This is a genomic window from Siphonobacter sp. (assembly GCF_048595215.1).
GTDB lineage: Bacteria > Bacteroidota > Bacteroidia > Cytophagales > Spirosomataceae > Siphonobacter.
This window is the reverse complement of record NZ_JBMDWJ010000291.1, coordinates 1-22995: the sequence shown is the minus strand read 5'-3', so window position 1 is coordinate 22995 and position 22995 is coordinate 1. Positions and strand designations below refer to the sequence as shown.

Genomic DNA, 22995 nt, shown 5'->3' with positions numbered 1-22995 from the left:
AATCGTGAACATCGGCACGCGGAAGGGCGTCAGTGTTCCTTCGGCTAAGGCCCGAATCTCCAGCGGCAGGTAACCCAACTCGTGCAGGGCTTCGACATGATCGTACGTGATGGCACCTTTGCCGAGGTAGTGTTCAATCCGTCGCTGGTATTTTTTTACAACTTCAGTTTTCGGTTTTTTGAAAAACTGCTCTTCAAATTCTTCCAGCAAATACTTTTTAATGAAGTATTGCAAGCCAAAGAAAACCACGTGATCGACGCCTTCGATACGACTTTTACGGGGCGTGAAATTACTGTATACCAATTCAGTACCCGTTGGGTATTGGTTGCGGTGATCGACTTTGTAACCGTCGGAGAGATGGATGGGATTCATAGCGAAAGGCGTTAGAAAAGAGCAGGTGAGAGATGAACTTGGGTCAGAGCGTCGCTGGAAAGCGTCTGGAAGGAATCCGTACTGAAGATCTGATCGTAGTAGGCGGATAACTCGGTGAAGCCTCGGCTGAAGATTCCGTGACTAACAATCAGAACCAGCGAATCCGCTCCGTGCTGACGTAGAGCCTCGGCCAGTTGCAGGAAGGTGGCTCCGCCGTCGCAAATGTCATCGACTACGACGCAGGTCTGTCCCCGCAAATCGTCCGCGTATACCCGGACATTGCTGAGCTGACCCGTGGCGGTATTGCGTTTTTTGCTGCATTCTACGTAATCAACGCCAAGACGTTGGGCCAGGGCTGCTGTTTTTTTCAAGGCTCCGGCGTCCGGCGAAATCAATACGTAGTCTGAAAGGGAGACGAGGCAGGTTTGAGCAAACGTCTGATTGGAAATGACTTTTACGTTTTGGAGTAAAGCAGGCGTTACGTCAGAATGCGGATCGAAAATCTGTACTTCTTTGAATTGTAGAGCATTGATCAGATCAGCATAGATCTTCACCGTAAGGGCTTCGCCCACCTGCGTACAACGATCCTGACGGGCACCGGGAAAATAAGGAAGAAACAAATACAGGTTTTGTACGCCCGCCCGTCGCAACGCATCAACGGCTACCAGTAAAAGGCCCATATCCTGGAAAGAGCGAATACGGGTAGTCACCTGAACGTCGGCTCCGGCAACGGGTTCCTGAATGCGAATGTGCGGCTCGCCGCCGTTGAACGTAAACGCCTCATAAGCCAAACCAGGGCCGTAGGGCTGAAAGGTGTATTCAAGATTGATGACTTTCATATTTGCGTATATTTTACGCAAATATGTAGGGGTCTGATCAATCCTGCAAGCAAATCAGGAAAAAATTTGTGTAAAAAATACGCAAAATAGAAATCAGGGAATTTCGAAGTAGAAATTTTCGTGTTGCAGAGCCTGATAGCGTTCCAGATCGAAGCGATATAGCGAAGCAGGGCGGCCCCGGCCGTCGGAAACTTTAGTGGATAACTCCTCAAGGATACCAAAGCTGAGCATCTTCTTACGAAAATTCCGCCGATCCAGCGGTTGATTTAGGATGGTACTGTAGAGCCGTTCGAGATCACTGAACAGAAACTTTTCGGGAAGCAGGTCAAAGCCAATCGGCTGATACCGCAATTTGGAGCGGAGCCGGGTGAGGGCTTTCTCAAGAATCTGGGCGTGATCGAATGCCAGCGGGGGCAGTTCCTGCGTATCAAACCACTGGGCATCCGTGGCATCCGTTGAGGCTTGGAGCGGCATGTTGTCCGAACGAATAATGGCCATATAGGCAATCGAAACCACCCGAAACCGGGGGTCCCGGCGGGGTTCGCCGAAGCTGAAGAGTTGTTCGAGGTAATTGATTTTCAATCCCGTTTCCTCGGAAAGTTCGCGTTCAACGGCCTGTTCCAGACTTTCTGGCTCCGCAACAAAGCCGCCTGGTAAGGCCCACTGCCCTTCGAAAGGCTCATACTTGCGACGAATCAGTAAGACCTGTAACCGATCCGAGTGGTAACCAAACACCACGGCATCCACCGTCAAACGAATTCCCTGTTCGGGATACTGAAAAGCTTCGGACATACGCATTAGAGTAGTCCACAAAAGTAAGCGTATACGGGTTTAATCACAGCCACTGCTTCAATTCCAGTAACGAACTCAACTGGTAGGTCGCTTCCCGTTCTGGGTACAGCGACTGCCGGGGCCGGAAGTAGGCGGCGTGCATGCCCACGCCCAGGGCACCCGCTACGTCGGCTTCGGGGTTGTCACCAATCATCAGCGATTCGCAGGCGGTACAGCCCGCCGCCGTCATGGCATACTGAAACATTTCGGGCTCGGGTTTCTTGGCTCCGGCCCGCTTGCTGGTGATCACTTCCTTAAAATAACCCGTTAGCCCACTGCTATCCATTTTGATGTACTGCACGTCGCCAAAACCGTTGGTGATGATGTGCATATCGTAGCGGGGAGCCAGATAGTCCAGCAATTCCAAGGCTCCAGGTAGTAAATGCGGTTTGTACGGGCAATTCGCCAGATACCAGTCCGTCCATTCATCGCAGGAGCTATCCTCGGGGCAGCCGAGCACTTCCAGCACCTGCCGAAAACGGCGGCTACGGAGTTCTTCCTGCGAGATCTGACGGGTATCGTGCAGCTCCCACAGTTCGGCGTTAACCCGGTGAAACGTTGCCTGCAAATCCTCCGCACTTTTTACGCCGATTTTCCGTAAATCAAAGGTTTCAAAAAGCTCTACGAGCGTTTCGTTGGTATTGCGTTCAAAATCCCAGAGCGTATGATCCAGGTCAAAAAAGAGATGTTTGTAAACCGTTTTGGGCATTGTTAAATATCTTCTTGTCCGTAATCTGCGGACGGTGCGTCTCTAAAAAATCCGTGAACAACTCCAGCTCGTCGAGTAAAGGCTGGAAGTCGTACGTATCGTAATGATAACTTTCGGTATACACTTCCTTGAAATCCGTAATCAGGTAATCCAGCTGTTTGATATTCCAGCTTTTCAAACCCAGCAAATACAAGGTCTGAAAATGGTGGGCGAATTTGGGATACTCGTACCGGGAAGTCGTTTTAATATCAATCGCCCGGTCGCCGCCCACAATGTCAATCAGTCCATAGAACTCCACATTCTTAATCGCCGTACGCACGAAAAACTGCGTTTTGTACCGCATGGGAAGCTGTTTTCGCATGGCTTCGATGATGGGAGCCGGGAACTGCTCCTCGCCGCGTCCGGTAGTCAGAGCAGTTTCAAAACTAATGCCACGCTGCTGGGCGGGGGTAGTTGGCTGCGGAACCCGGTTGATGCGATCCAGCAGGTGCCGCTCCGTTACGTATAGTTCTCCATCCGTGTTTCGGAGTTCGTGATGGTACCACGAAAACAGCTGCATCAGAGTGGGATAGAGACGGTATTTAATCATGGTTGTACGAAAGCTTGGGGTGTTGCCGGTGCCAGTTCGTCGCCTGTTGATAGGCTTTGGCTACCTGGAGTAATTTGGCTTCCCCGAATAAGGATCCCATAAACGTAATACTGGTTGGTCGCTGCACGCCCTGCTCGCTTCGGAAACCGTTCGGCAGCACCACGCAAGGATGGCCCGTCAGGTTCGTCAGCGTCAGATTGGGGTTCCCAAAGGCAGGCGTTAGGTAAACGTCCAGCCCTTTGATTTTTTCTTGCATAGCCGCGATGAGTTTCGTCCGTAACCGGTTTGCCCGCAGGTATTCCACAGCTGGTACGAAGCGACTAGCTCTGAAATAATTGGGCCAGGCATTTTTGTGTTGCTGAACCAGTAGATCGTCGCGGTTCCTGGTCGTTAAATCGTCAAAAGCGGAGGCCCCCTCTACTGTTAATAATAGAGCCATATCACTGACGGGATATTCGGGCAACTGCATGGGTACGAGTTCAGCACCTAAGGATCTCAACGTAGCCAGGGTTAGTGAATCCTGCGTTTTGGTGGGATAGTTGCGGTCAAAGGCTGTGGGGAGATACCCGATTTTGAGGCCTTTCAGGGACGTTTGCGTACCGTCGTAATTAAACGGAGCCTTCACGATCGTATAATCGTTCTGGTCAGGACCTTGGATGGCGTTGAAAACGATGGCACAGTCTTCCACGGTGCGGGCCAGCGGACCGAGTTTGTCCATACTCCAGCTGAGCGTCATGGCTCCCGTGCGGGGCACGCGACCAAAGCTGGGCCGTAAACCCGTTGTGCCGCATTCGCTCGAAGGGGAAACGATGGAGCCCAGCGTTTCCGAACCAATGGCAAAGGGTAGTAATCCCGCCGCCACGGCCGAGGCCGAACCCGCCGAGGAGCCACTGGAGCCCCGGTTGAGATTCCAGGGATTACGGGTTTTACCCCCAAACCAGACGTCGCCCATTGCCAGCTCGCCCAGCGTGAGTTTGGCACAGAGTACGGCTCCGGCTTTTTCAAGTCGTTCGATGACCGTGGCGTTGTAGGCGAACTGTTGATCTTTATAAGCGGCCGAACCCCAAGTAGTTGGATAACCTTTCTGAGCCAGGAGGTCTTTTGCTCCGTAGGGAATGCCGTGCAATAGGCCCCGGTACTTGCCCGCCTTGATTTCGGCGTCGGCCTGTGCCGCCTGTTGCAGGGCCAGGGTCTCCGTCAGGGTAACGACACAGTGTAGGTGTACGTCGTATTTCTTCAAACGTTCCAAAAAAAAGCGGGTCAATTCAACGGACGTGAGCTGCCGGGTTCGCAGTAATTCAGCCAGTTCGCGTACGGAATACCAGGCCAGCTCGTCACGGTTATTCGGTACTTTTATCTTACCAGCGGGAGCGACTTTGAAGGGTAACGTCTGTGTTTCGAAAACAAAATTTGGGGGTAAGGGATTGAAGTACAGGGCGGGAGCAACGTCATTGCGTAGTTCAACTTTCCGCATACGTTCGTAACTCTGCCGCTTGCTGAGTAACTCGCCCCGCATGGAGTCGGCTTCGGCGGCGGTAAAATCCAGACCCAGTAGCTTTTCGGCTTCTTTGACGACGGAGACGGTAATGGCCCGATCATCGACGGCTTTCATGACAAAAGCTCCGAAGCCCATGCTGAGCAGGCACAAGGACAAAAGGGTTCTCTTTTTTTGCATGGGAAAAAATCGTTGACCTGTTAAATTAGTGAATAAAGGTTGAAGTTGGTGGTAGTAATGGGAGAGGCTTTGTCAAACGATGGTTTGTTTTATAGAGTAAGAGATCTGTTTCTCGTCCCACAGGCACGGCTGTTCAATAACCTCTGCCCAGTTAATGGAAAAACATCTGCTTAGTTTTACTCTTTCAGAGTTCCGTTATTCACCTAGCCTGGACTTGGTCCCGTAGTCAAGGCTGGCTTGTAGCCCATGAGCCTCTCCACGCCAAACGATAGCCTGCTTAGGGCCACCGCATTGCGGCTATCGTAGGTCGTTCCGTTGCTCATGGGCGGGAGAGGTTTTCATCTATTGACAATTAATTATTGATTTATTGTTGTCAGTTGATAGATGTTGGGTATTTACTGATCTCTTCATGGACGGGATAAAACCGAACCCCGTCCTATCGCGAAAAGCCGCCTTTTTCATCTGCAACGCGGTGGCCTGAAGCGGGATGAAAAGAGCGGTGTTCGCGATACGGACTAATGACCAGCCGTGCTTGCGGGACGAAATACTGACACTGTGATACTAGTTATTGGTTACTAGAAAATTTTTACAAAGAATGTCATACGGACTAATGACCAGCCGTCTCAATGGGACGAACAACAGTCCTAGTGCAATCGGACCTCTTACTTTATAAATTAAACCATCTTATATCAAACCCATTCAAACGCCCTTTATGCAACAGCTTTTCTTCTTCGTACTGGCCATTTTATGCGGGGCTGTTTTTCCTACGCAGGCGGGGCTAAACGCTCAGATGGCCCGCCTGACCGGGCAGGCACTTTGGGCGGCTTTCTTTTCCTTCGTTATGGGGGTAGTGGTCCTGTTTCTGGCGAGCCTGACAACCCGAACCTCGTTTGGGGAAGCGGTGGCGGCGGCGAAAACAGCTCCCTGGTACGTTTGGTTTGCTGGCGTTTTGGGAGCCTATTACATCAGTACGGTCATCGTAGTAATGCCGCGACTGGGTGTAGCCTTAACCTTCGGACTGGTGGTACTAGGCCAGATGATTGTATCCCTGTTGCTCGATCATTACGGCTGGTTGGGCGTAGCTGTCAAACCCATTTCCATCGGACGAATCGTGGGTGCCATGCTGATTGTGGGAGGAGTGGTATTGATTCGGAAGTTTTAATTGTCGTGAGAAAGTAAATCAACCAACCGACTAATAAAAAAGCCTCCTGAAAAAACCAAAGGCTTTTCAGGAGGCTACTAACCATTAACCCAACTACTAAGCCAAATTCACCAATGCTTCACGCAAGGCTACCAGCTTTGACTCGGCATCGGCTTTCTTTTGACGTTCTTTCTCTACGACTTCGGGTTTCGCATTCTGTACGAAGCGTTCATTGGAAAGTTTCGCGTCTACGGATTTCATAAATCCTTCGTTGTACTCGATTTCTTTCTGTAAACGGTCGCGTTCGGCTTCCACGTCGATCTTTTCACCCAAAGCGATGAAGAGTTTATCGGCTTTGATCAGGAAGGGCGAAACACCCGCTACGTCTTCCGTCACAAACGCAATCGGTGTAGTATTGGCCAGCTTCTGGATGATGGGGTCCACTTTTTGGTAGCGTTCCGAATGTTCGGTACGCACGGCTAGCGGCAGGGTTTCTTTGGGCGAAAGACCCTTCGAGTTACGGGTTTCCCGAACTTTCGTTACTACTTCAAACAATACATCGAAATCCGCTACCAGTCCCGCGTCGATGGCACCCACCGTTGGGTACGCCGCCCGGCAGAGGCTTTCGCCCTGGGAACGCTCGCGGAGGTTTTGCCAGATTTCTTCCGTAATGAACGGCATGAACGGGTGCATCAATGCCATCAGGCGTTCGAAGAAAGCGACCGTCGTTTCGTACGTTTCAGCGTCGATGGGTTTGCCGAATTCGGGCTTGATAATTTCCAGGTAATTCGAGCAGAATTCATCCCAGATCAGCTTATAGGCCGCATGCAGAGCATCCGAAATGCGGAATTTGCTGAAGTGATGCAGAATCTCGGCCAGCGTGGCGTTGAGTTTGGATTCAAACCAGGCAAAGGCCAGTTGATTCGAAGCCGGAGCGGATTCCGTGGAAATCTCCCAGCCCTTGATCAGACGGAAGGCATTCCATACTTTATTACAGAAATTACGTCCCTGTTCGCAGAGTTTTTCATCGAAGAGCAAATCGTTACCAGCGGGAGCGGAGAACAAAAGTCCCGTCCGCACGCCATCGGCACCGAATTTGGCAATCAGGTCCAGTGGGTCAGGAGAATTCCCAAGTTGCTTGGACATTTTCCGACCTTTCGCATCTCGTACAATACCCGTCAGGTACACATTCTTGAACGGACGCTCGCCCATAAATTCAAAGCCCGCCATGATCATCCGGGCAACCCAGAAGAATAGAATATCCGGACCCGTCACCAGATCGCTGGTGGGGTAATAGAATTTAATGTCTTCGTTGTCCGGATTCGAAATCGCATCGAATACGCCAAACGGCCACAGCCAGGAAGAGAACCAGGTATCCAATACGTCCGGATCCTGCTCTAAATCCTGCTCGGTCAAGGCGAACAGCTGCATTTCGTGCTGAGCTTTTCGCAGGGCTTCCCGTTTGTTTTTAGCAACGATAATGGTACCGTCCTGCAAATAGAAGGCCGGAATCTGCTGGCCCCACCAGAGTTGCCGGGAAATACACCAGTCGTGGATGTTTTCCATCCACACGCGGTACGTATTCTTGAATTTAGCGGGAATCAGAGCCACCTCATCGTTCATTACTGAATCCAGAGCGGGCTTGGCCATGTCATCCATCTTCAGCCACCATTGCATGGAGAGCTTGGGTTCGATAACGGCTCCCGTACGCTCGGACGTACCGACGTTTGACTTATACTCTTCAATTTTTTCCAGGTAACCCTTTTCCTCAAGTTCCTTAATGATGGCTTTGCGGGCCGCAAAACGATCCATACCCACAAAAAGCTGGGCTTTTTCGTTGAGCGTACCGTCATCACTCAAAATATCGATCACGGGCAGCCGGTGTTTCTGGCCCAGTTCGTAGTCATTCAAATCGTGAGCCGGAGTTACTTTCAGGGCTCCCGTACCGAAATCCATCGTTACGTATTCATCCAGAATCACGGGGATTTCCCGGTCGATCAATGGAATCCGTACTTTCTTGCCGTGCAGGTGCGTATACCGTTCGTCTTCCGGGTGAACGCAGAGGGCCGCATCGGCCATGATGGTTTCCGGGCGAACAGTAGCAATGGTTACCGAAGCTCCCTCTTCACCCACGACCGGATACTGAATGTAAACCAGTTTGGACTGTACTTCCTTAAAGATTACCTCCTCGTCCGAGAGAGCCGTTTTTCCCTGAGGATCCCAGTTGACCATCCGTACGCCCCGGTAAATCAGTCCTTTGTTGTACAAACGAACGAATACATCAATTACCGACTCGTAGTACTTCTCGTCCATCGTAAACCGCGTACGGTCCCAGTCGCAGGAAGCTCCGAGTTTTTTGAGTTGTTCGAGAATGATTCCGCCGTATTTGTCTTTCCACTCGAAGGCATACGAAAGAAACTCTTCCCGACTCAGATCGGTCTTGGCGATTCCCCGCTCCTTGAGCATGCCTACGACTTTGGCTTCCGTCGCAATGGAGGCGTGATCCGTACCCGGCACCCATACCGCCTCTTTGCCTTCCATGCGGGCCTTGCGGACCAGAATATCCTGAATCGTATTGTTGAGCATGTGGCCCATGTGCAGGATTCCCGTGACGTTTGGGGGAGGAATCACAATGGTGTACGGCTCTTTTTCAGGATTAGGCTGGGACGCGAAAAGCTTGTGCTGGAGCCAGTAGGCGTACCACTTATCTTCAACCTCGGTGGGCGAATACGTTTTGGAAATCGTGCTCATGGTAGTCATCGTTCGGGAGGAAAAATCACCCTCAACAGAATTTATTACGCAAAGATACGCAATTCGGAAGCGGCTCGGAAGGGGCATTTCTCGAATTGACGTTTCACAAACGCACTGATTTGCTGATGGATGCCTTATTTTTGCGAACTGTACTCTAGTTCAAGTAGACGAAAGTCGAACGATTCACCCTTGTTGATCCGAACCATGCGGCGTTTTTTCGTGAATGTGTATTCCATCTGGGCGGCCTTTTGGTTTGTATTTACGTTTCTGCTGATTTTCCCGTTTCAGTATATTTTCCTGCAAAAAGAAGCCTGGAAACCCCTGGCTCACCGCTGTAACCGGGTGTGGGCTCACCTGTTTTTTCCCCTGGTAGGCATGCCGATTCTGGTCCGATACGAAAGCGGTAAACCCGATCCTAAGCAGGCGTACGTTTTTGCGTCCAATCACTTTTCGTATCTGGACGTGGCCTCGATGATGCTGATTGTGGATAACTATTTCGCCTTTCTGGGAAAAAGCGTCTTGAAGAAAGCTCCGTTGTTTGGCTACATGTTTTCGAAACTGCACATTCAGGTAGATCGGAATGATCCGCAGAGTCGTTCGAAATCCCTGCAACGCTCGTACCGGGCTCTGGAGTCGGGACGGAGTATGGTGATTTATCCGGAAGGAGGCATTCGGGCAACGAACCCACCGCAGATGCACCCGGCCTTTAAGGATGGAGCGTTTCGGATGGCCATTCGCCAGCAGGTACCGCTGGTGCCCATTTCATTACTGAATAATTACCTGTTGCTGCCCGATAAGAAAAACATGCGGCTGAATCCTGGAGCCGTTCGGGCAGTGATTCATACGCCCATTCCAACGAAAGGTCTGACCGAAGCAGATGTGGAAAACTTACGGCATCAGGTCTTCGAAACGATTCAGCGTACGTTGGATGAGTACACGGCGAATCCAAAGGCTCATGCCAGTGAATACAAACGGCTGACGGTGATTTAAAAAGTATTTTTGCCACCAAGGCACGAAGATACCAAGGTTCACCAAGGAAAACGCCCTTACCTCGGTACCTCACGCTGAGCAACTCCGTGGTTGAATAGCTGAAAACCGCAAACTGACAACTCACTTATGCAAGTCGAAAAACAGACCTTACACAAAATGGCCCAGCTGGCCCGTTTGACCATTCGTCCCGAAGAAGAAGCAGAGCTGACCAATACGCTCAGCAGCGTACTGACCTGGATGGAACAACTCAACGAACTCGATACTACGCAGGTAGAACCCCTGACCCACATGACTCTGGAGGTAAATGCCTTACGGCCCGATAAAGCCCTCCAAACCCTTACGCACGAGCAGGGGCTGGTGAACGCTCCCAAGCGGGATGCGAACTATTTCCGCGTACCGAAAGTACTGGAATAAACGATCCAAGCGAGGTTGTAAACGTATCGCTCGGATTGGGCTACGTCACAATTTCAAATCGATCCCCATCCAGATACGCGGGAAATTTATCCCGAAATGTGGATAACTCTTCGTAATTCAGGGTATAGGTGTGGATAAGTGGGTTGCTATGTGGATAACTGATCCAGTTGCCTTTGAAGTCAATTAAACCCGAGGCACCGGAATGGGGAACGCCTTTACCGTCTGCACCCACACGGTTGACGCCCACGGTATAACACTGATTTTCAATGGCTCGGGCCGTTAACAGGCTCTTCCAGGCATTTTCCCGAGCGGCAGGCCAGTTGGCTACGTAGATCAACAGGTCATACTGGTTATCCACATTTCGGCTCCAAACCGGGAATCGCAGGTCGTAACAGATGAGGGGGCAGATCTTCCAGCCCTTCCAAGTGTGGATAAGTCGCCGGGTACCCGCCGTGTATACCTCATGTTCGTTGCCCATCCGAAAGAGGTGCCGCTTGTCGTAGGTTTCGTAAGTCCCATCGGGCTGCATCCACACGAGTCGGTTGTAATACTTCCCGCTTTCCTGTACTACAAAACTTCCCATTACTATGGCTTCCTGTTGAGCAGCCATTTGCCGCATCCAACGAGTAGTGGTTAAATTCATGGGTTCCGCCACGGCGGCCGGATTCATGGTAAAACCCGTCGTGAACATTTCGGGCAGGATGATGACATCCGTTGCTTCTGCATGTTCACTCAGCTTTTCTTCCAGCATCGCCAGATTTGCCGTTGGATTTTCCCAGTACAGGTTGGTCTGTACCAGCGTTACGCGTAGAGGCTCGGGCATGGCTATACTTTGTCTTTCGTTTTCTTGAAATACTTATTGAAAATGAATTTGAAGAAGTACCGAAACGGCTGCTCAATGGCTTTGTCGTACAAGCGGGCTTTCTTCAGATTAATCTGGTACTGCTCGCGAATGGTACGGGCGTGTTTAGCATAGATGTACGCGTAAATCCGATCGTCCGTTTCCAGATTCGTAAAATCGGATAACGAACCCGAACGAATCCGATAGTCAAACAGCGTTTCCGAAATGTGAAAAAACTGCCAGTCGGTTTGTGTTACGCGAATCCAGAACTCCCAGTCTTCGCAACCCGGTATTTGTTCGTCCAGCCCTCCGACTTGCTCCCAGACGGTTTTCCGAACGAGCGTACACATATCCAGAGCATTGGAAATGAACAGCTGCGAACCGTCGAATACGGCAGCTTTGAAACCTTTCCGCGTAGTGTCTCCGAAAAAATGAGCATTTCCGTAAACCACGCCCACGTCAGGCCGCGATTCCAGGACCGGAATTCCTTTCTCAAGGTATGCCGGACGAATTCGGTTATCACTATCCAGCAGTAACAGATACTTCCCCCGAGCGGTCCGAACACCCGTATTGCGGGCGGCAGCGGCTCCCTTGTTTTCCTGATGAAGAATGGAATACCCCCGCGTTTCCAGTTCCCGTAAATACTCAAGCGTATACGCGTCGGTTGAGCCGTCGTTGATAATAATGATTTCGTACGCGTACGAACCCTGATACGTTTCCACGCTGGCCAGGGCTTCGGGTAGATACGTTCCGGAATTATAACAGGGAATGATAACGGATACAAGCGGGGACATGCAGAAAGCTTATTTTTTCGATCGATGAAACGTCTGGTACAGCCGGATTGCCGTACGAATGAATCCTCGGGACGTTTGGTATTTTAAAGATCGGTACTCGGGCATGAGCCTGCGGACGTAAGCGGGGACAAGTTCCTGCCAGAGTGCCGCCATTTCCCGCACGTACTGCTCCCGGTTGCGGGAACCCACGCCGCCGTAGTCAAAAACAACGAGCGGATAGCGAATGTGGTGAAATACTTTATCCGCCAGAAAACTACGGAGGAAAAGCCAGTGATCCCCCGCCAGAGGATACGAAGCGGGATACGGACCCAATTCCCGAAAAAGCTCCGCCCGAAAAAGCGACGACTGATGATTCAGATTCTGCGTTTCCAGGAAAAGTAAATCCAGCGTAGCCGGGTGTCTGTGTAGCCATTTTTGGGTAACATCACCCTGAAAGCCGTACATATCGCCGTAGAAAACGTCTACGGTCGGGTGTGCTTCGATTTGTTCAAGGCAAGTTTTAATGACGGAGGCATCACTCAGGCAATCGCCCGCGTTAAGAAACATCAGGTACGTACCACTAGCCTTGGTGATGCCTTTATTCATGGCGGGGTAGATACCACCATCTGGCTCGCTGCACCAGTAGGTAAGCTTTGTATCATGTTTCCGCAGAAACTCTACGCTACCGTCCGTCGATCCGCCATCAATCACCAGGAATTCAAAATCCTGTACGGACTGACTCCAGACACTTTCCAGCGTTTTCCGTAAACCCTCGCCCTGATTATAATGAATGGTGATGATACTGAGTTTCATAGGTTAGTAGACCAGTGTCAAGGTCCCTTTCAGGGTCGGACGACCATTGTTGGGCTGGATGACGTAATAGTACGTAGCCGGCGGTAAGCGGGTACCCTTGTAGGTGCCATCAAAAGTAGTACCGTAACCTTTGGAAACGAAGATTTCCGTACCCCAGCGGTTAAAAATCCGAACATCGGCGTTGGGGTAGAACTCAATGCCCGGTAATTCCCAGGTATCATTGGTACCATCTCCATTGGGGGTGATGGCATTGGGAATGGTAAGGGCTTCCCACACCGTCACCAGTACATCGTCTTCCACCTGGCAACCCGCCGCTGAGGTGGCCCGAACGGTATAACGGGTAGTCTGATCCGGAGTGGCTGTCGGACTCTGAATCGTGGTCGAGCTAAGGCCGGTGGCGGGTGTCCATTCAAAGGTCAGGTCTTCGTCGCTTTGCGTCTGGATGACGACCGATTCCCCGCGGACAAAGCCCAGGTCCGGACCCGCATTGAGTCGGGGAGCGGGCGAAACGGTTGCCGTTTGTTGTACGACCGTTTTACAGCCCTGCTCATTGGTATACGTATAAGTCAGTGGAAAGCTGCCCACGCCCGCCAGCGAAGGATCGAACTGATCCGTACCCGAAACTACCCCTTGGCCCGCAAAGACGCCTCCCACGGGTGTACCTTGAAGGGTAAGTTTGGTCACGTTACTCTGGCAAATGGAAGGAATGGGTTCAAACGTAGCGGGTGTTTCCGGGTAAAGTTCCGCCGTATAGTCCGATGAAAAAGCCGTACAATTCCCGATTTTGACTTGAAACGAATACGTACCCGACGCCTGAACGACGTAGCGATTCTGCGTAGCTCCGGCAATGAGCTGGCCGTTGCGGTACCACTGAAACTGGTAACCCGTGGAATCATAGGCCATCAGCGTTACGTTGGCATCCCGGCAAAAACGATTCGCCGGAGGTAAATTTTGAAAGCGGGCCTGCGGCGTGTCGTAAATGTCAATCTGCTGGGAAGGGGTGTAGTAACAGGCATCGTCCAGACTTTGTACCCGTACCGCATACAACCCGCCCCGGGTGACCGTAATCGAGGACGTGGTTTCGGGTAGCGATACGCCATCTCGCTGCCAGCGGTAGCTGTAGTTGCCCGTTAGCGTCGAGAGTGTGATTTGTTGCGTGGCACAGGCGGGCAGGGGTACGTTGGCCGTAATGCTGGCCGCAGGGCCGGGCTTGAGCGTCAGCGTAACGGACTGGGATTCTTTCGAGGCCGAGCAAACAGTAGTCGAACTGATGACCACGCGATAGGTGCCCGGCGATTGAGCCTGGTACTGCCAGGAGGTGGCTCCTTCAATGTTACGCCCGTCTTTCTGCCATTGGTAGGTAGCATTCGACAGCTGCCGGGTTTTTAGGTCAAAAGAGCCGCTTTCGCAAACTTCGCCTTGCTGGAGTTGCTGCGTCGAGTCCGTCTGAAACACAATCGGATCGGGTAAGGTATTGTCCGGACAATCGACGACGAGTAGCTGAAAATCCCGTCGAACCATCCCGATTTTCTCCCCATTCCGGTATTCTTCTACCTGTACGGAAAACACAAAAAGCCCCAGTTGCGAGGGCGTTACGCTGAGCGTGCCCGTATTCGGATTGATCTGTAAGGCAGGGTTTCCCGGAATCTGGTTGTTAACCCCGTACGCATTCCCCCAACTCACCAAAGGGTAGGGGCTAGGAGCCGGTATGGAAGGATTCGGCCGGGCATCCGTCGTAAAACCCATGTAAGGCGTTTCCAGCGAATACCGTAATTGGTCACCGTCGGCATCGCTGGCTCCGAAGTTGAGCGTAAAGGGTTTATTCACGCACAGGTACTCTCCGTTAGGCGTACCAAAAACGGGCGACGAATTCTGAAAAGCCTGTCCGTTGCGTTGCAGAGCCGGAAATTCCAGGTAAAAAACCATCCCCGACCGGCCGGGCGATACCAGGTTTGCCGTAGCGGTATTCCGGCAACATCGTTCAAAAGCGACGTAGTAGCCCTGGGGGTCATTGTATTGCTTCGGATCCAGATTAAGCTCATAATGATAACGAAGGACGGAGGTCTTTAAATTTCGGGCTTCTGCACAGCTGGGATTGGTATAGCGAAGGGGCTGATCACTTTCCAGATCCATCCGAATATTTACCTCACGGTTATTATCCCGTTTGCGGAAAATTGAAATGACGATGTCACGTTCCTTGGGCGAAGTTCTGCCGCCAATTTCATCGAAGAACAGATTCATGTACAAATGGAATCGGCCGGGCGTATTGGGTACCGCCACCATTTCAAAATTTCCGCCAACAATATGATTGGCCCAGGCGGGCGAGAGTACGCCCCAAAAGAGGACTAATCCAAGGTACCATTTATTCATAGGCATATACGAAGATGAAGACTATCTCCGGAAAAACGTTGAATCTAGGGTCTGCATTTCACCAAACGTAGACTTATCTAAAGCGACGTATAGAAGATATGGGTAAATGATAAAAACCGCTCAATAAAAATTGGCCATTCGTCTAGATGGTAAAATAATATTTCATGTATCATCTAATTGGTAAAAATATATTGTACTAAATATAGGGTTTGGTTAAAGGGTTTATTCGGAGTTTATTTACAAAGTACAATCTTCAAGTACATTTTTTGCTTGCCAAATATTATTTCATTACTAACCTGGTTTTAATGTAAATTAATTTTTTGTTACTAAAAATGCTTTATTCTTAATGCTCATTTTATATTTTTGTAAAATTATCCGAGTAAGAAGTGCTAAGATTTATTCTTCTCTGAAAGATTTAGTATTGTTTCACTTGTAGCGAGCCAAGCGAGATATTAGAAAAATCTAATTTCCAGAAATCTAGATTAAGTCAATATTTTTTTTACACTTCTCCAGGGTTTTACCTAACTAAAACTATCAATGAAACAAAAGTTACTTCTTTGCTTGGCATTTCTGCTAAGCATGAGTTTGAGTTACGCTCAAACCTTAGTGAGGGGGACGGTTACGGCGGTAGAGGACAACTCTCCAGTGCCGGGCGTAAGCGTACTGGTAAAGGGAACCACTACCGGAACCGTTACGGACAGTCAGGGTAAATACTCTCTTAACGTCCCAGCTGGAAGCACCGTACTGGTCTTCAAGTCCATTGGATTTATTATGATGGAGATGCCGATTGGTAACAATTCGGTGGTTGATGTGCAGTTGAAGCAGGATGCGAAAGACCTGGAAGAAGTGGTTGTTCAGGTACCCTACGGACAAGCTAAAAAAGCGTTGTTCACGGGTTCGGTGAACCAGCTGAGCACGAAGGATTTCCAAACCCGTCCGATTTCCAACATTAACAATGCTCTGGCCGGGGTAGCTGCGGGTATTCAGGCGAGTGCAGGTAGTGGTCAGCCGGGCGATGGTCCTTCCATCCGTGTACGCGGATTTGGATCGATCAACGCGTCCAATGAGCCATTATACGTGGTGGATGGCGTGCCGTACTCAGGCAACATCGCCAACCTCAACCCTTCGGATATTGAGAGTATTTCGTTGCTGAAAGATGCGTCGTCGTCTTCCATCTACGGATCGCGGGCGGCTAACGGGGTAATCATGGTGACGACCCGTAAAGGCAGCAACAAAAGCCAGTTCACGATCAACGCCAGTCAGGGGGTAATGTCACGGGGAATTCCCGAGTACGACCGCGTAAATGCATTCGAGTACTATCCGCTGATGTGGGAAGCGTACCGGAACAGTCTTTCGTACGGAGCTCCTGCCGCTTCCGCCATTGGATTGGATGCGGCTAATGCCCGAGCTACAGCAGGTATTAAAGGTCTGCTGGGCTACAACCCCTTCAATGTTGCGGATAACGAAATCGTTACGGCTGACGGTAAAATCAACCCGAATGCTCGGTTGAAATACGGTAATGATCTGGATTGGGCGGAACCTTTGACGCGTCAAGGCAGCCGTTCGGATTACAACCTGAACTACAGCGGCGGTAGCGACAAGAGCGATTACTTCGTTTCTATGGGCTACGTTAATGAAAAAGGGTATTTGATCAACTCTGATTTCAAACGCTATACGGGTCGGATTAATGCGAACTTCAAGCCTCTGAAGTGGCTGAAAACGGGATTAAACCTGGCTGGAACCGTAACGGATGCCAAACAGGCCAATACCGTAGATAACAGTAGCGGATACGCTAACCCCTTCAACTTTGCCCGGGGTATGGGACCGATTTATCCCGTGTACGCTCGCAATCCCCAAACGGGAGAGCTGATTCTGGATCAGGGCGGTAATGCTCAGTATGACCTGGGCAACATGACGGCCCTGGGTTTATCCTCGCGTCCGGCGGGAGCCAATCCGGGTCGCCATATCGTAGCGGAAACGGAGTTGAACAAAAACATCCGTCGCCGGAATGTACTGAGTGCCCGTACGTATGGCGAAGTGACGTTCCTGAAAGACTTCAAGTTTACGACCAATATCAGCGTAGATATTACGAGCGATTTAGGCATTGGTTATGATAACACCTTGGTAGGGGATGGAGCTCCCGCTGGTCGTGCACGCCGTACGAACCGCATCACGAGTAACTACAACCTGAACCAGTTATTGAACTACTCCAAGACGATCAATAAGCACCATACCATTGATGCCTTACTTGGTCACGAAAACTACGACTGGACCTACAACTATATCTACGCGATGAGTCAGGGTCAGATCGTAACGGGTATTGATGAACTGGGTAACTTTACCACACCGAACTCTTCTACGTCCTATACGGACAAGTATCGCACGGAAGGTTATTTCTCACGGGTGAATTACGATTACGACGGCAAATACATCTTGTCCGCTTCGTTCCGCCGGGATGGTAGCTCTAAGTTTGCCCGCGACTCGCGTTGGGGTAATTTCTGGTCCGTAGGTGCCGGCTGGCGTCTGGACAACGAAAATTTCATGAAGAGCCTTTCGTGGGTGAATCTTCTGAAACTGAGAAGCTCCGTGGGTACTTCCGGTAACGATGGTGTTCTGGATGCCGATGGCAATCGTATTTACTACGCCTATCAGGCCCTGTACGGGATTGGTCAGAGCTATAACAATAACAGTGAGCCTGGTTTCCTGCAAACAAAACTGGCAGCGAATAATTTGCAGTGGGAGTCTAACCGGAGCATTGACGTAGGTCTGGAGTATGGTTTACTCAACAACCGTTTATCGGGTAGCGTGGAAGTATTCCATCGTAAGTCGGACAATCTGCTCTTTAGTGTACCGATTACGCTGGGCAGTGGGATGGCCGAGCAGCTGGCCAACATTGGCTCGATGTGGAATAAAGGAATTGAACTTCACGTAAACGCCGACATCATCCGTAAAAAGGATTTCCGCTGGAACATTGACGTAAACGCTACGATGCTGAAAAACCGCATTACGTCGTTGCCCGAAAACAACAAGCCCATCATCAGCGGAAGCTTCCGCCGGGCGGTTGGTCAGTCGATCTATGATTTCTGGCTGCGAGAATGGTACGGTGTGGATTCAGAGAATGGCGATGGTTTGTACCGGGCTGATCAATGGGTGAATAACACGACGACGAAAACGTACGTAATCGGTCAGGATACGGTAACCAATAACTCCAACAACGCCCGGTTCCACTACGCCGGTAGCTCTATCCCGGACGTATACGGCGGTATCTCGAATACCTTCAATTACAAGCGGTTTACGCTGACGGCTTTGCTGAACTATCAACTCGGTGGCTTAGCTCTGGATAACTCCTACGCTCAGTTGATGGCCGGTGGAAACTACGGAACGGCTTTGCATAAAGATCAGCTCAAACGCTGGCAGAACCCCGGTGACGTAACGGATGTACCCCGGATGGATGAAGCCCGACGTAGCTTCTTCAATGCGGCTTCGGATCGCTGGTTGACGAGTGCCTCGTACCTGAGTATTCGTTCGGTAAACCTGTCGTATAGCTTCGCTCCGGCTCTGCTGAATCGAATTAATGTAAAAAATGCGTCGGTATTTGTGAGTGGTGAAAACCTGTGGTTATTCTCGGCTCGTAAGGGTATGAACGTAGCCCAGCAATTCAACGGTATCGTGAATAATGCCTACATCCCCAACCGGGTTGTGTCGGTAGGCTTGAACCTGACTCTTTAAGCATTAGAAATCCATGAAAATGAATCAGATCAGTAAGTATCTGCTCACCGCAGGCCTGGCCCTCTCGCTTACAGCCTGTGATAAAGATTACCTGGAAACTCAACCGACGGATGCGGTATCTGAGCAGTCGGTGTTTACCAGTATTCCCAATGCCTGGGCGGCTCTAAACGGTATCCACCGTCAGTTGTACAGCCAGCAGGGAGATATGGATCAGGCCGGTCAAATGGGTCTGATGATTCACTTCGACGCCCTGGGTGACGACGTAGTCATGACGAGCACCGGAAACGGCTGGTACAATGGTACGTACCGTTGGACCATGCACCGCAGTGACGTGGCCAGCACCGTACGCTTCACGTACCTGTTCTACTACAAGCTCATTGCCAACGCCAATATGATTATCGCCAACATCGATAAAATTACGGGCGATGAGAAAGAGAAGAATGATATCAAGGCTCAGGCGTTGACCTACCGGGCCTGGAGTCACTTCATGCTGGTGCAGTTATACGGACAGCGGTATGAAGCAGGGGCAGCCAACACGCAGTTAGGAGTGCCTATCATGGTTGTCAATACGACGGAAGGACAGTCGCGGGCAACCGTCGCAGAAGTGTACACGCAGGTAAACAAAGACCTGGACGAAGCAATTGCTCTCTTCGGTACGGTTACGGCTACGCATGCGAAGTCCCACTTCAACATCAGTTCAGCGAAGGGTATGCAAGCCCGCGTCGCTCTGACGATGGGTGAATGGACGAAAGCGGCTACCCTGGCTAAAGAAGCCCGGGCCAAATACACGTTGATGTCCCAAGCTCAGTACTTGCAGGGTTTCAATAACATCACGAATCCGGAATGGATCTGGGGAAGTAGTCCGTTGTCCGTTCAAACGACGTATTTCCACTCATTCTTCGCGTTTATGTCGGGTAACTTTAACTCGACGAACATCCGCACGAACCCGAAGGCCATCAATTCGAAGCTGTACGCTACCATTGCCGCTACGGACGTTCGGAAGCAATTGTGGGACCCCACCGGTAAGAATACGGCTTTCCCCGTACCTCCCTCGGGCGAGCGGAAAGAATACATGAACCGTAAGTTTCTCGCAGAAAGCTCCAGTAGTAGCTTAGGTGACGTAGTATACATGCGGGCAGCCGAAATGTACCTGATTGAAGCGGAAGCTTTAGCTCACGCCGGTAAAGATGCCGATGCGGCTAAAGTACTGTACGATCTGGTTGTATCGCGTGACCCGTCTTACACGCAAAGTACGGCTACCGGTACGGCGCTGCTGAACGAAATTTTAACGCAACGTCGGGTAGAGCTTTGGGGTGAAGGATTCCGTTTCTTTGATTTGAAACGCCTCAACCAATCCCTGGATCGTACGGGAACCAATCACCAGCAAGCCTTGGCCCTGGTAATGACTATTCCCGCTGGTGATTCGCAGTGGCAGTATCTCTTCCCACGGGCAGAGCTGAACGTAAACCCCAATATTGTACAAAACCCCTAAGGGGCTTTAGACATCTGGGTTATGAAAAGGCACTATTCCGAAAGGGTAGTGCCTTTTTTGGTACCTTCCCTTTCCCGAGTTAATTTAACCCTTCCATCGGGTCATAAAAGGAGCTTACCAATATTATTTTTGTGTAGCAGGCTGGAAATCCCGAATCCATACAACTGGGGAGCGGAAGAGCGAATACGTTAGTACCATGGACCGACCAACAAATTTTTTTGATACAAAGATTGAATTCCTCAAAGGCGTAGGCCCGCAGAAAGGGGCACTGCTCAATACGGAGTTGAATATTTTTACGTTTGGCGATTTACTCCAACATTATCCCTTCCGGTACGAAGACCGTACGCGGTTCTACCGAATTTCGGAATTACGGGATGATCTGGCCGGAGCCCAAATCAAAGGACGGTTGCGTACCTGGGAAGTGATTGGTGAAGGGCATAAGGCTCGTTTGGTAGGCCAGTTTAGCGACGGTTCGGGAACCATGGAGCTGACCTGGTTTCAGGGCATTTCATTCCTGGAAAAAAGCTTACACCGGGATGGGCAGTACATTGTTTACGGCAAGCCAACGAGTTTCAACGGCAAGTTTCAGATCGTACACCCGGAAATGGACCTGCTGACCGCCGAAAACGAAAAAGGGGGCTACTGGCAACCGGTGTACAATCTGACGGAAAAACTCCGCAAGCGGTACGTCGATGCCAAAGCCATTGCCAAGTGGCAACGACAGATACTCGAACTGGCTGGACAACAGATCCGGGAGACCTTACCCAGCTTTCTCATCGAAAAATACCGACTGGCGTCCAAGGCTCAGGCCTTGTGGGGCATTCACGCTCCGGAAAACGAACAGCACATTCATCAGGCCAAACGACGCCTGAAATTCGAGGAGCTCTTTTATAACCAGCTCCGACTCATCAAACAGAAAATCCTGCGACGAACGGAATATCCCGGCCAGGTTTTTCAACGGACGCAGCTCATTCGTGACTTTTACGAACAGCACCTGCCCTTTGATCTGACCGGAGCCCAAAAACGGGTCATTCGCGAGATTTTCGAAGACATGCGTTCGGGAAAGCAAATGAACCGGTTGCTACAGGGTGACGTGGGTTCCGGCAAGACCATCGTAGCCTTCATCTGCATGTTACTGGCCATCGAAAACGAAGCTCAGGCATGTTTAATGGCTCCCACCGAAATTCTCGCCGATCAGCATTTCAAAGGCTTGATGCCTTTTGCGGAAGCGATGGGCCTGCGTATGTCCAAGCTGACGGGTTCGACCTCGAAGAAAGATCGAAAAGTACTGCACGAAGGCTTACTCGATGGCTCCATTCATATTGTGGTGGGCACCCACGCTCTGTTGGAAGATATTGTTCAATTCAAGAATCTCGGCTTGGTGGTCATTGATGAGCAACACCGCTTTGGCGTAGCCCAGCGGGCCAAGCTCTGGCAGAAAAACGAAGTCATCTATCCGCACATTCTGGTCATGACGGCCACGCCCATTCCGCGTACGCTGGCCATGACCTTGTACGGAGATCTGGACCTTTCGCAAATCGATGAATTGCCGCCGGGCCGGAAACCCATCGTTACCCGCTGGAAATCCGATCAGCACCGGCTGGAAGTTTTTGGCTTCGTACGCAATGAACTCCAGAAAGGACGGCAGATTTACATGGTGTATCCCCTGATTGAAGAATCCGAAAAGCTGGATTTCAAGGATCTGATGGATGGCTACGAAAGTGTCGTTCGGGCGTTTCCGGACTACCAGATCAGTATTGTGCACGGCAAAATGCCCGCCAAAGACAAGGATTTCGAAATGCAGCGGTTCATCAGTCGGGAAACCATGATCATGGTAGCGACGACCGTAATCGAGGTAGGCGTGAACGTACCCAACGCGTCGGTCATGATTATTGAAAGTGCCGAACGGTTTGGGTTATCGCAGTTGCACCAGTTACGGGGCCGCGTTGGACGGGGGGCGGATCAGAGTTATTGTATCCTGATGACGGGCTTGAAACTCAGTGCCGAAACCCGTACCCGCATGAAAGTAATGACCGAAACCAACGATGGCTTCGTGATTGCCGATACCGACTTACGCCTCCGGGGACCGGGTGACATGGCGGGTACGCAGCAAAGTGGCGTAGTGGATTTGTTACTGGCTGATTTGTCGAAAGACGGGGAAATCCTGAAGGCGGCCCGCGAGTCGGCTCAGGGCATTCTGGAAGAAGATCCCGAATTGGTACTCCCGAAAAACCAGGCCATCCGGAGTCAGCTCGATCAGATTCGAGAGAATGAAAGTAACTGGGCGAGGATTAGTTAGTAGTTGATGGTCAGTAGTCCTTTTGTGGGCTTATGGGTGACGTTGCAGCTAGGACTTGAAGAAAGATAGGGGCGATAGCTCTTCGTTTAGCTTTGCCTTCTATTGTGATGTTCGTCCTGGGGCCGTGGGGACTTATTACTATCTTTTCTCGCCCGAAAATCCTACTTTTGCAAACCTATCGTCTTCTCCGAAAGGCTGGAACGAAGTACACAAGTATCAGTGTTGATAGGTAGATCTAGTCTTTTGTTTCCATACCATAGCACCTATGAATTTCCCCGAATACAAAAACCTCGATTACGCCGCTGTCGCCGACGAAGTCCGGCAATTCTGGAAAGACAACCGGATTTTCGAGCAATCGATTGAACTG

17 protein-coding genes are annotated in these 22995 nt (G+C 50.7%); 6 read left to right on the top strand and 11 right to left on the bottom strand.

The features are described from left to right. From ACOJTG_RS18155 to ACOJTG_RS18130, 6 genes are all read right to left on the bottom strand, one after another. Positions 1-372 (bottom strand): nicotinamide phosphoribosyltransferase domain-containing protein (locus ACOJTG_RS18155; RefSeq protein WP_420155117.1); only part of this gene is annotated, 372 nt, incomplete at its 3' end. A gap of 11 nt (positions 373-383) precedes the next feature. Then, positions 384-1211 carry a ribose-phosphate diphosphokinase gene (gene prs, locus ACOJTG_RS18150; RefSeq protein ID WP_420155116.1) on the bottom strand — a complete coding sequence of 276 codons (828 nt, stop codon included), beginning with the start codon at positions 1209-1211 and terminating at the stop codon, positions 384-386. 93 nt (positions 1212-1304) lie between these two features. Continuing rightward, positions 1305-2003 (bottom strand): NUDIX hydrolase, encoded by a 699-nt coding sequence (locus tag ACOJTG_RS18145; RefSeq protein WP_420155115.1) that lies wholly within the window; start codon positions 2001-2003, stop codon positions 1305-1307. A gap of 43 nt (positions 2004-2046) precedes the next feature. Continuing rightward, positions 2047-2751, bottom strand: a complete 705-nt coding sequence (locus ACOJTG_RS18140) for a YjjG family noncanonical pyrimidine nucleotidase (RefSeq protein ID WP_420155114.1) — start codon at positions 2749-2751, stop codon at positions 2047-2049. Then, entirely contained in the window at positions 2717-3340 is a 624-nt protein-coding gene (locus ACOJTG_RS18135) for a hypothetical protein (protein ID WP_420155113.1), read from the bottom strand. The genes ACOJTG_RS18140 and ACOJTG_RS18135 overlap by 35 nt, the downstream gene beginning before the upstream one ends. Beyond that, on the bottom strand, positions 3333-5015 hold the full coding sequence (locus tag ACOJTG_RS18130; protein WP_420155112.1) for an amidase: 1683 nt from the start codon (positions 5013-5015) through the stop codon (positions 3333-3335). Before ACOJTG_RS18130 ends, ACOJTG_RS18135 begins: the two co-directional genes overlap by 8 nt. A 712-nt stretch (positions 5016-5727) precedes the next feature. On the opposite strand from ACOJTG_RS18130, the gene ACOJTG_RS18125 reads away from it, so the two are divergent. Then, positions 5728-6177 (top strand): DMT family transporter, encoded by a 450-nt coding sequence (locus ACOJTG_RS18125; RefSeq protein ID WP_420155111.1) that lies wholly within the window; start codon positions 5728-5730, stop codon positions 6175-6177. A gap of 96 nt (positions 6178-6273) precedes the next feature. Here ACOJTG_RS18125 and ACOJTG_RS18120 read toward each other — a convergent pair whose 3' ends face one another. Next, a complete protein-coding gene (locus ACOJTG_RS18120; protein WP_420155110.1) occupies positions 6274-8907 on the bottom strand; it encodes a valine--tRNA ligase in 2634 nt (877 codons plus the stop codon). 204 nt (positions 8908-9111) lie between these two features. Between ACOJTG_RS18120 and ACOJTG_RS18115 the strand changes: the two genes are divergently transcribed. Together ACOJTG_RS18115 and gatC are read left to right on the top strand one after the other, a co-directional pair. Beyond that, a complete protein-coding gene (locus ACOJTG_RS18115) occupies positions 9112-9897 on the top strand; it encodes a lysophospholipid acyltransferase family protein (RefSeq protein ID WP_104714631.1) in 786 nt (261 codons plus the stop codon). A gap of 126 nt (positions 9898-10023) precedes the next feature. Continuing rightward, positions 10024-10311 carry an Asp-tRNA(Asn)/Glu-tRNA(Gln) amidotransferase subunit GatC gene (gene gatC, locus ACOJTG_RS18110; protein WP_420155109.1) on the top strand — a complete coding sequence of 96 codons (288 nt, stop codon included), beginning with the start codon at positions 10024-10026 and terminating at the stop codon, positions 10309-10311. 40 nt (positions 10312-10351) lie between these two features. Here the strand turns inward: gatC and ACOJTG_RS18105 are convergent, their stop codons facing one another. Genes ACOJTG_RS18105 through ACOJTG_RS18090 form a run of 4 tightly spaced genes read right to left on the bottom strand, consistent with a single transcriptional unit; the run spans position 10352 to position 15108 of the window. After that, positions 10352-11134 (bottom strand): amidohydrolase, encoded by a 783-nt coding sequence (locus tag ACOJTG_RS18105; RefSeq protein ID WP_420155108.1) that lies wholly within the window; start codon positions 11132-11134, stop codon positions 10352-10354. 2 nt (positions 11135-11136) lie between these two features. Further along, positions 11137-11946 carry a glycosyltransferase family 2 protein gene (locus ACOJTG_RS18100; protein WP_420155107.1) on the bottom strand — a complete coding sequence of 270 codons (810 nt, stop codon included), beginning with the start codon at positions 11944-11946 and terminating at the stop codon, positions 11137-11139. A 9-nt stretch (positions 11947-11955) separates the two neighbouring features. Then, positions 11956-12738 carry a glycosyltransferase family 2 protein gene (locus tag ACOJTG_RS18095; protein WP_420155106.1) on the bottom strand — a complete coding sequence of 261 codons (783 nt, stop codon included), beginning with the start codon at positions 12736-12738 and terminating at the stop codon, positions 11956-11958. Between the two features lie 3 nt (positions 12739-12741). Continuing rightward, positions 12742-15108: a gliding motility-associated C-terminal domain-containing protein gene (locus ACOJTG_RS18090; protein WP_420155105.1), complete on the bottom strand. Its 2367-nt coding sequence runs from the start codon at positions 15106-15108 to the stop codon at positions 12742-12744. Between the two features lie 561 nt (positions 15109-15669). On the opposite strand from ACOJTG_RS18090, the gene ACOJTG_RS18085 reads away from it, so the two are divergent. The 3 genes from ACOJTG_RS18085 (at position 15670) to recG (ending at position 22628) form a co-directional block, all read left to right on the top strand. Continuing rightward, entirely contained in the window at positions 15670-18837 is a 3168-nt protein-coding gene (locus tag ACOJTG_RS18085) for a SusC/RagA family TonB-linked outer membrane protein (RefSeq protein WP_420155104.1), read from the top strand. 13 nt (positions 18838-18850) lie between these two features. Then, positions 18851-20329 (top strand): RagB/SusD family nutrient uptake outer membrane protein, encoded by a 1479-nt coding sequence (locus tag ACOJTG_RS18080; protein ID WP_420155103.1) that lies wholly within the window; start codon positions 18851-18853, stop codon positions 20327-20329. A gap of 196 nt (positions 20330-20525) precedes the next feature. Then, a complete protein-coding gene (gene recG, locus ACOJTG_RS18075) occupies positions 20526-22628 on the top strand; it encodes an ATP-dependent DNA helicase RecG (protein ID WP_420155102.1) in 2103 nt (700 codons plus the stop codon). Positions 22629-22995 lie beyond the last annotated feature (367 nt).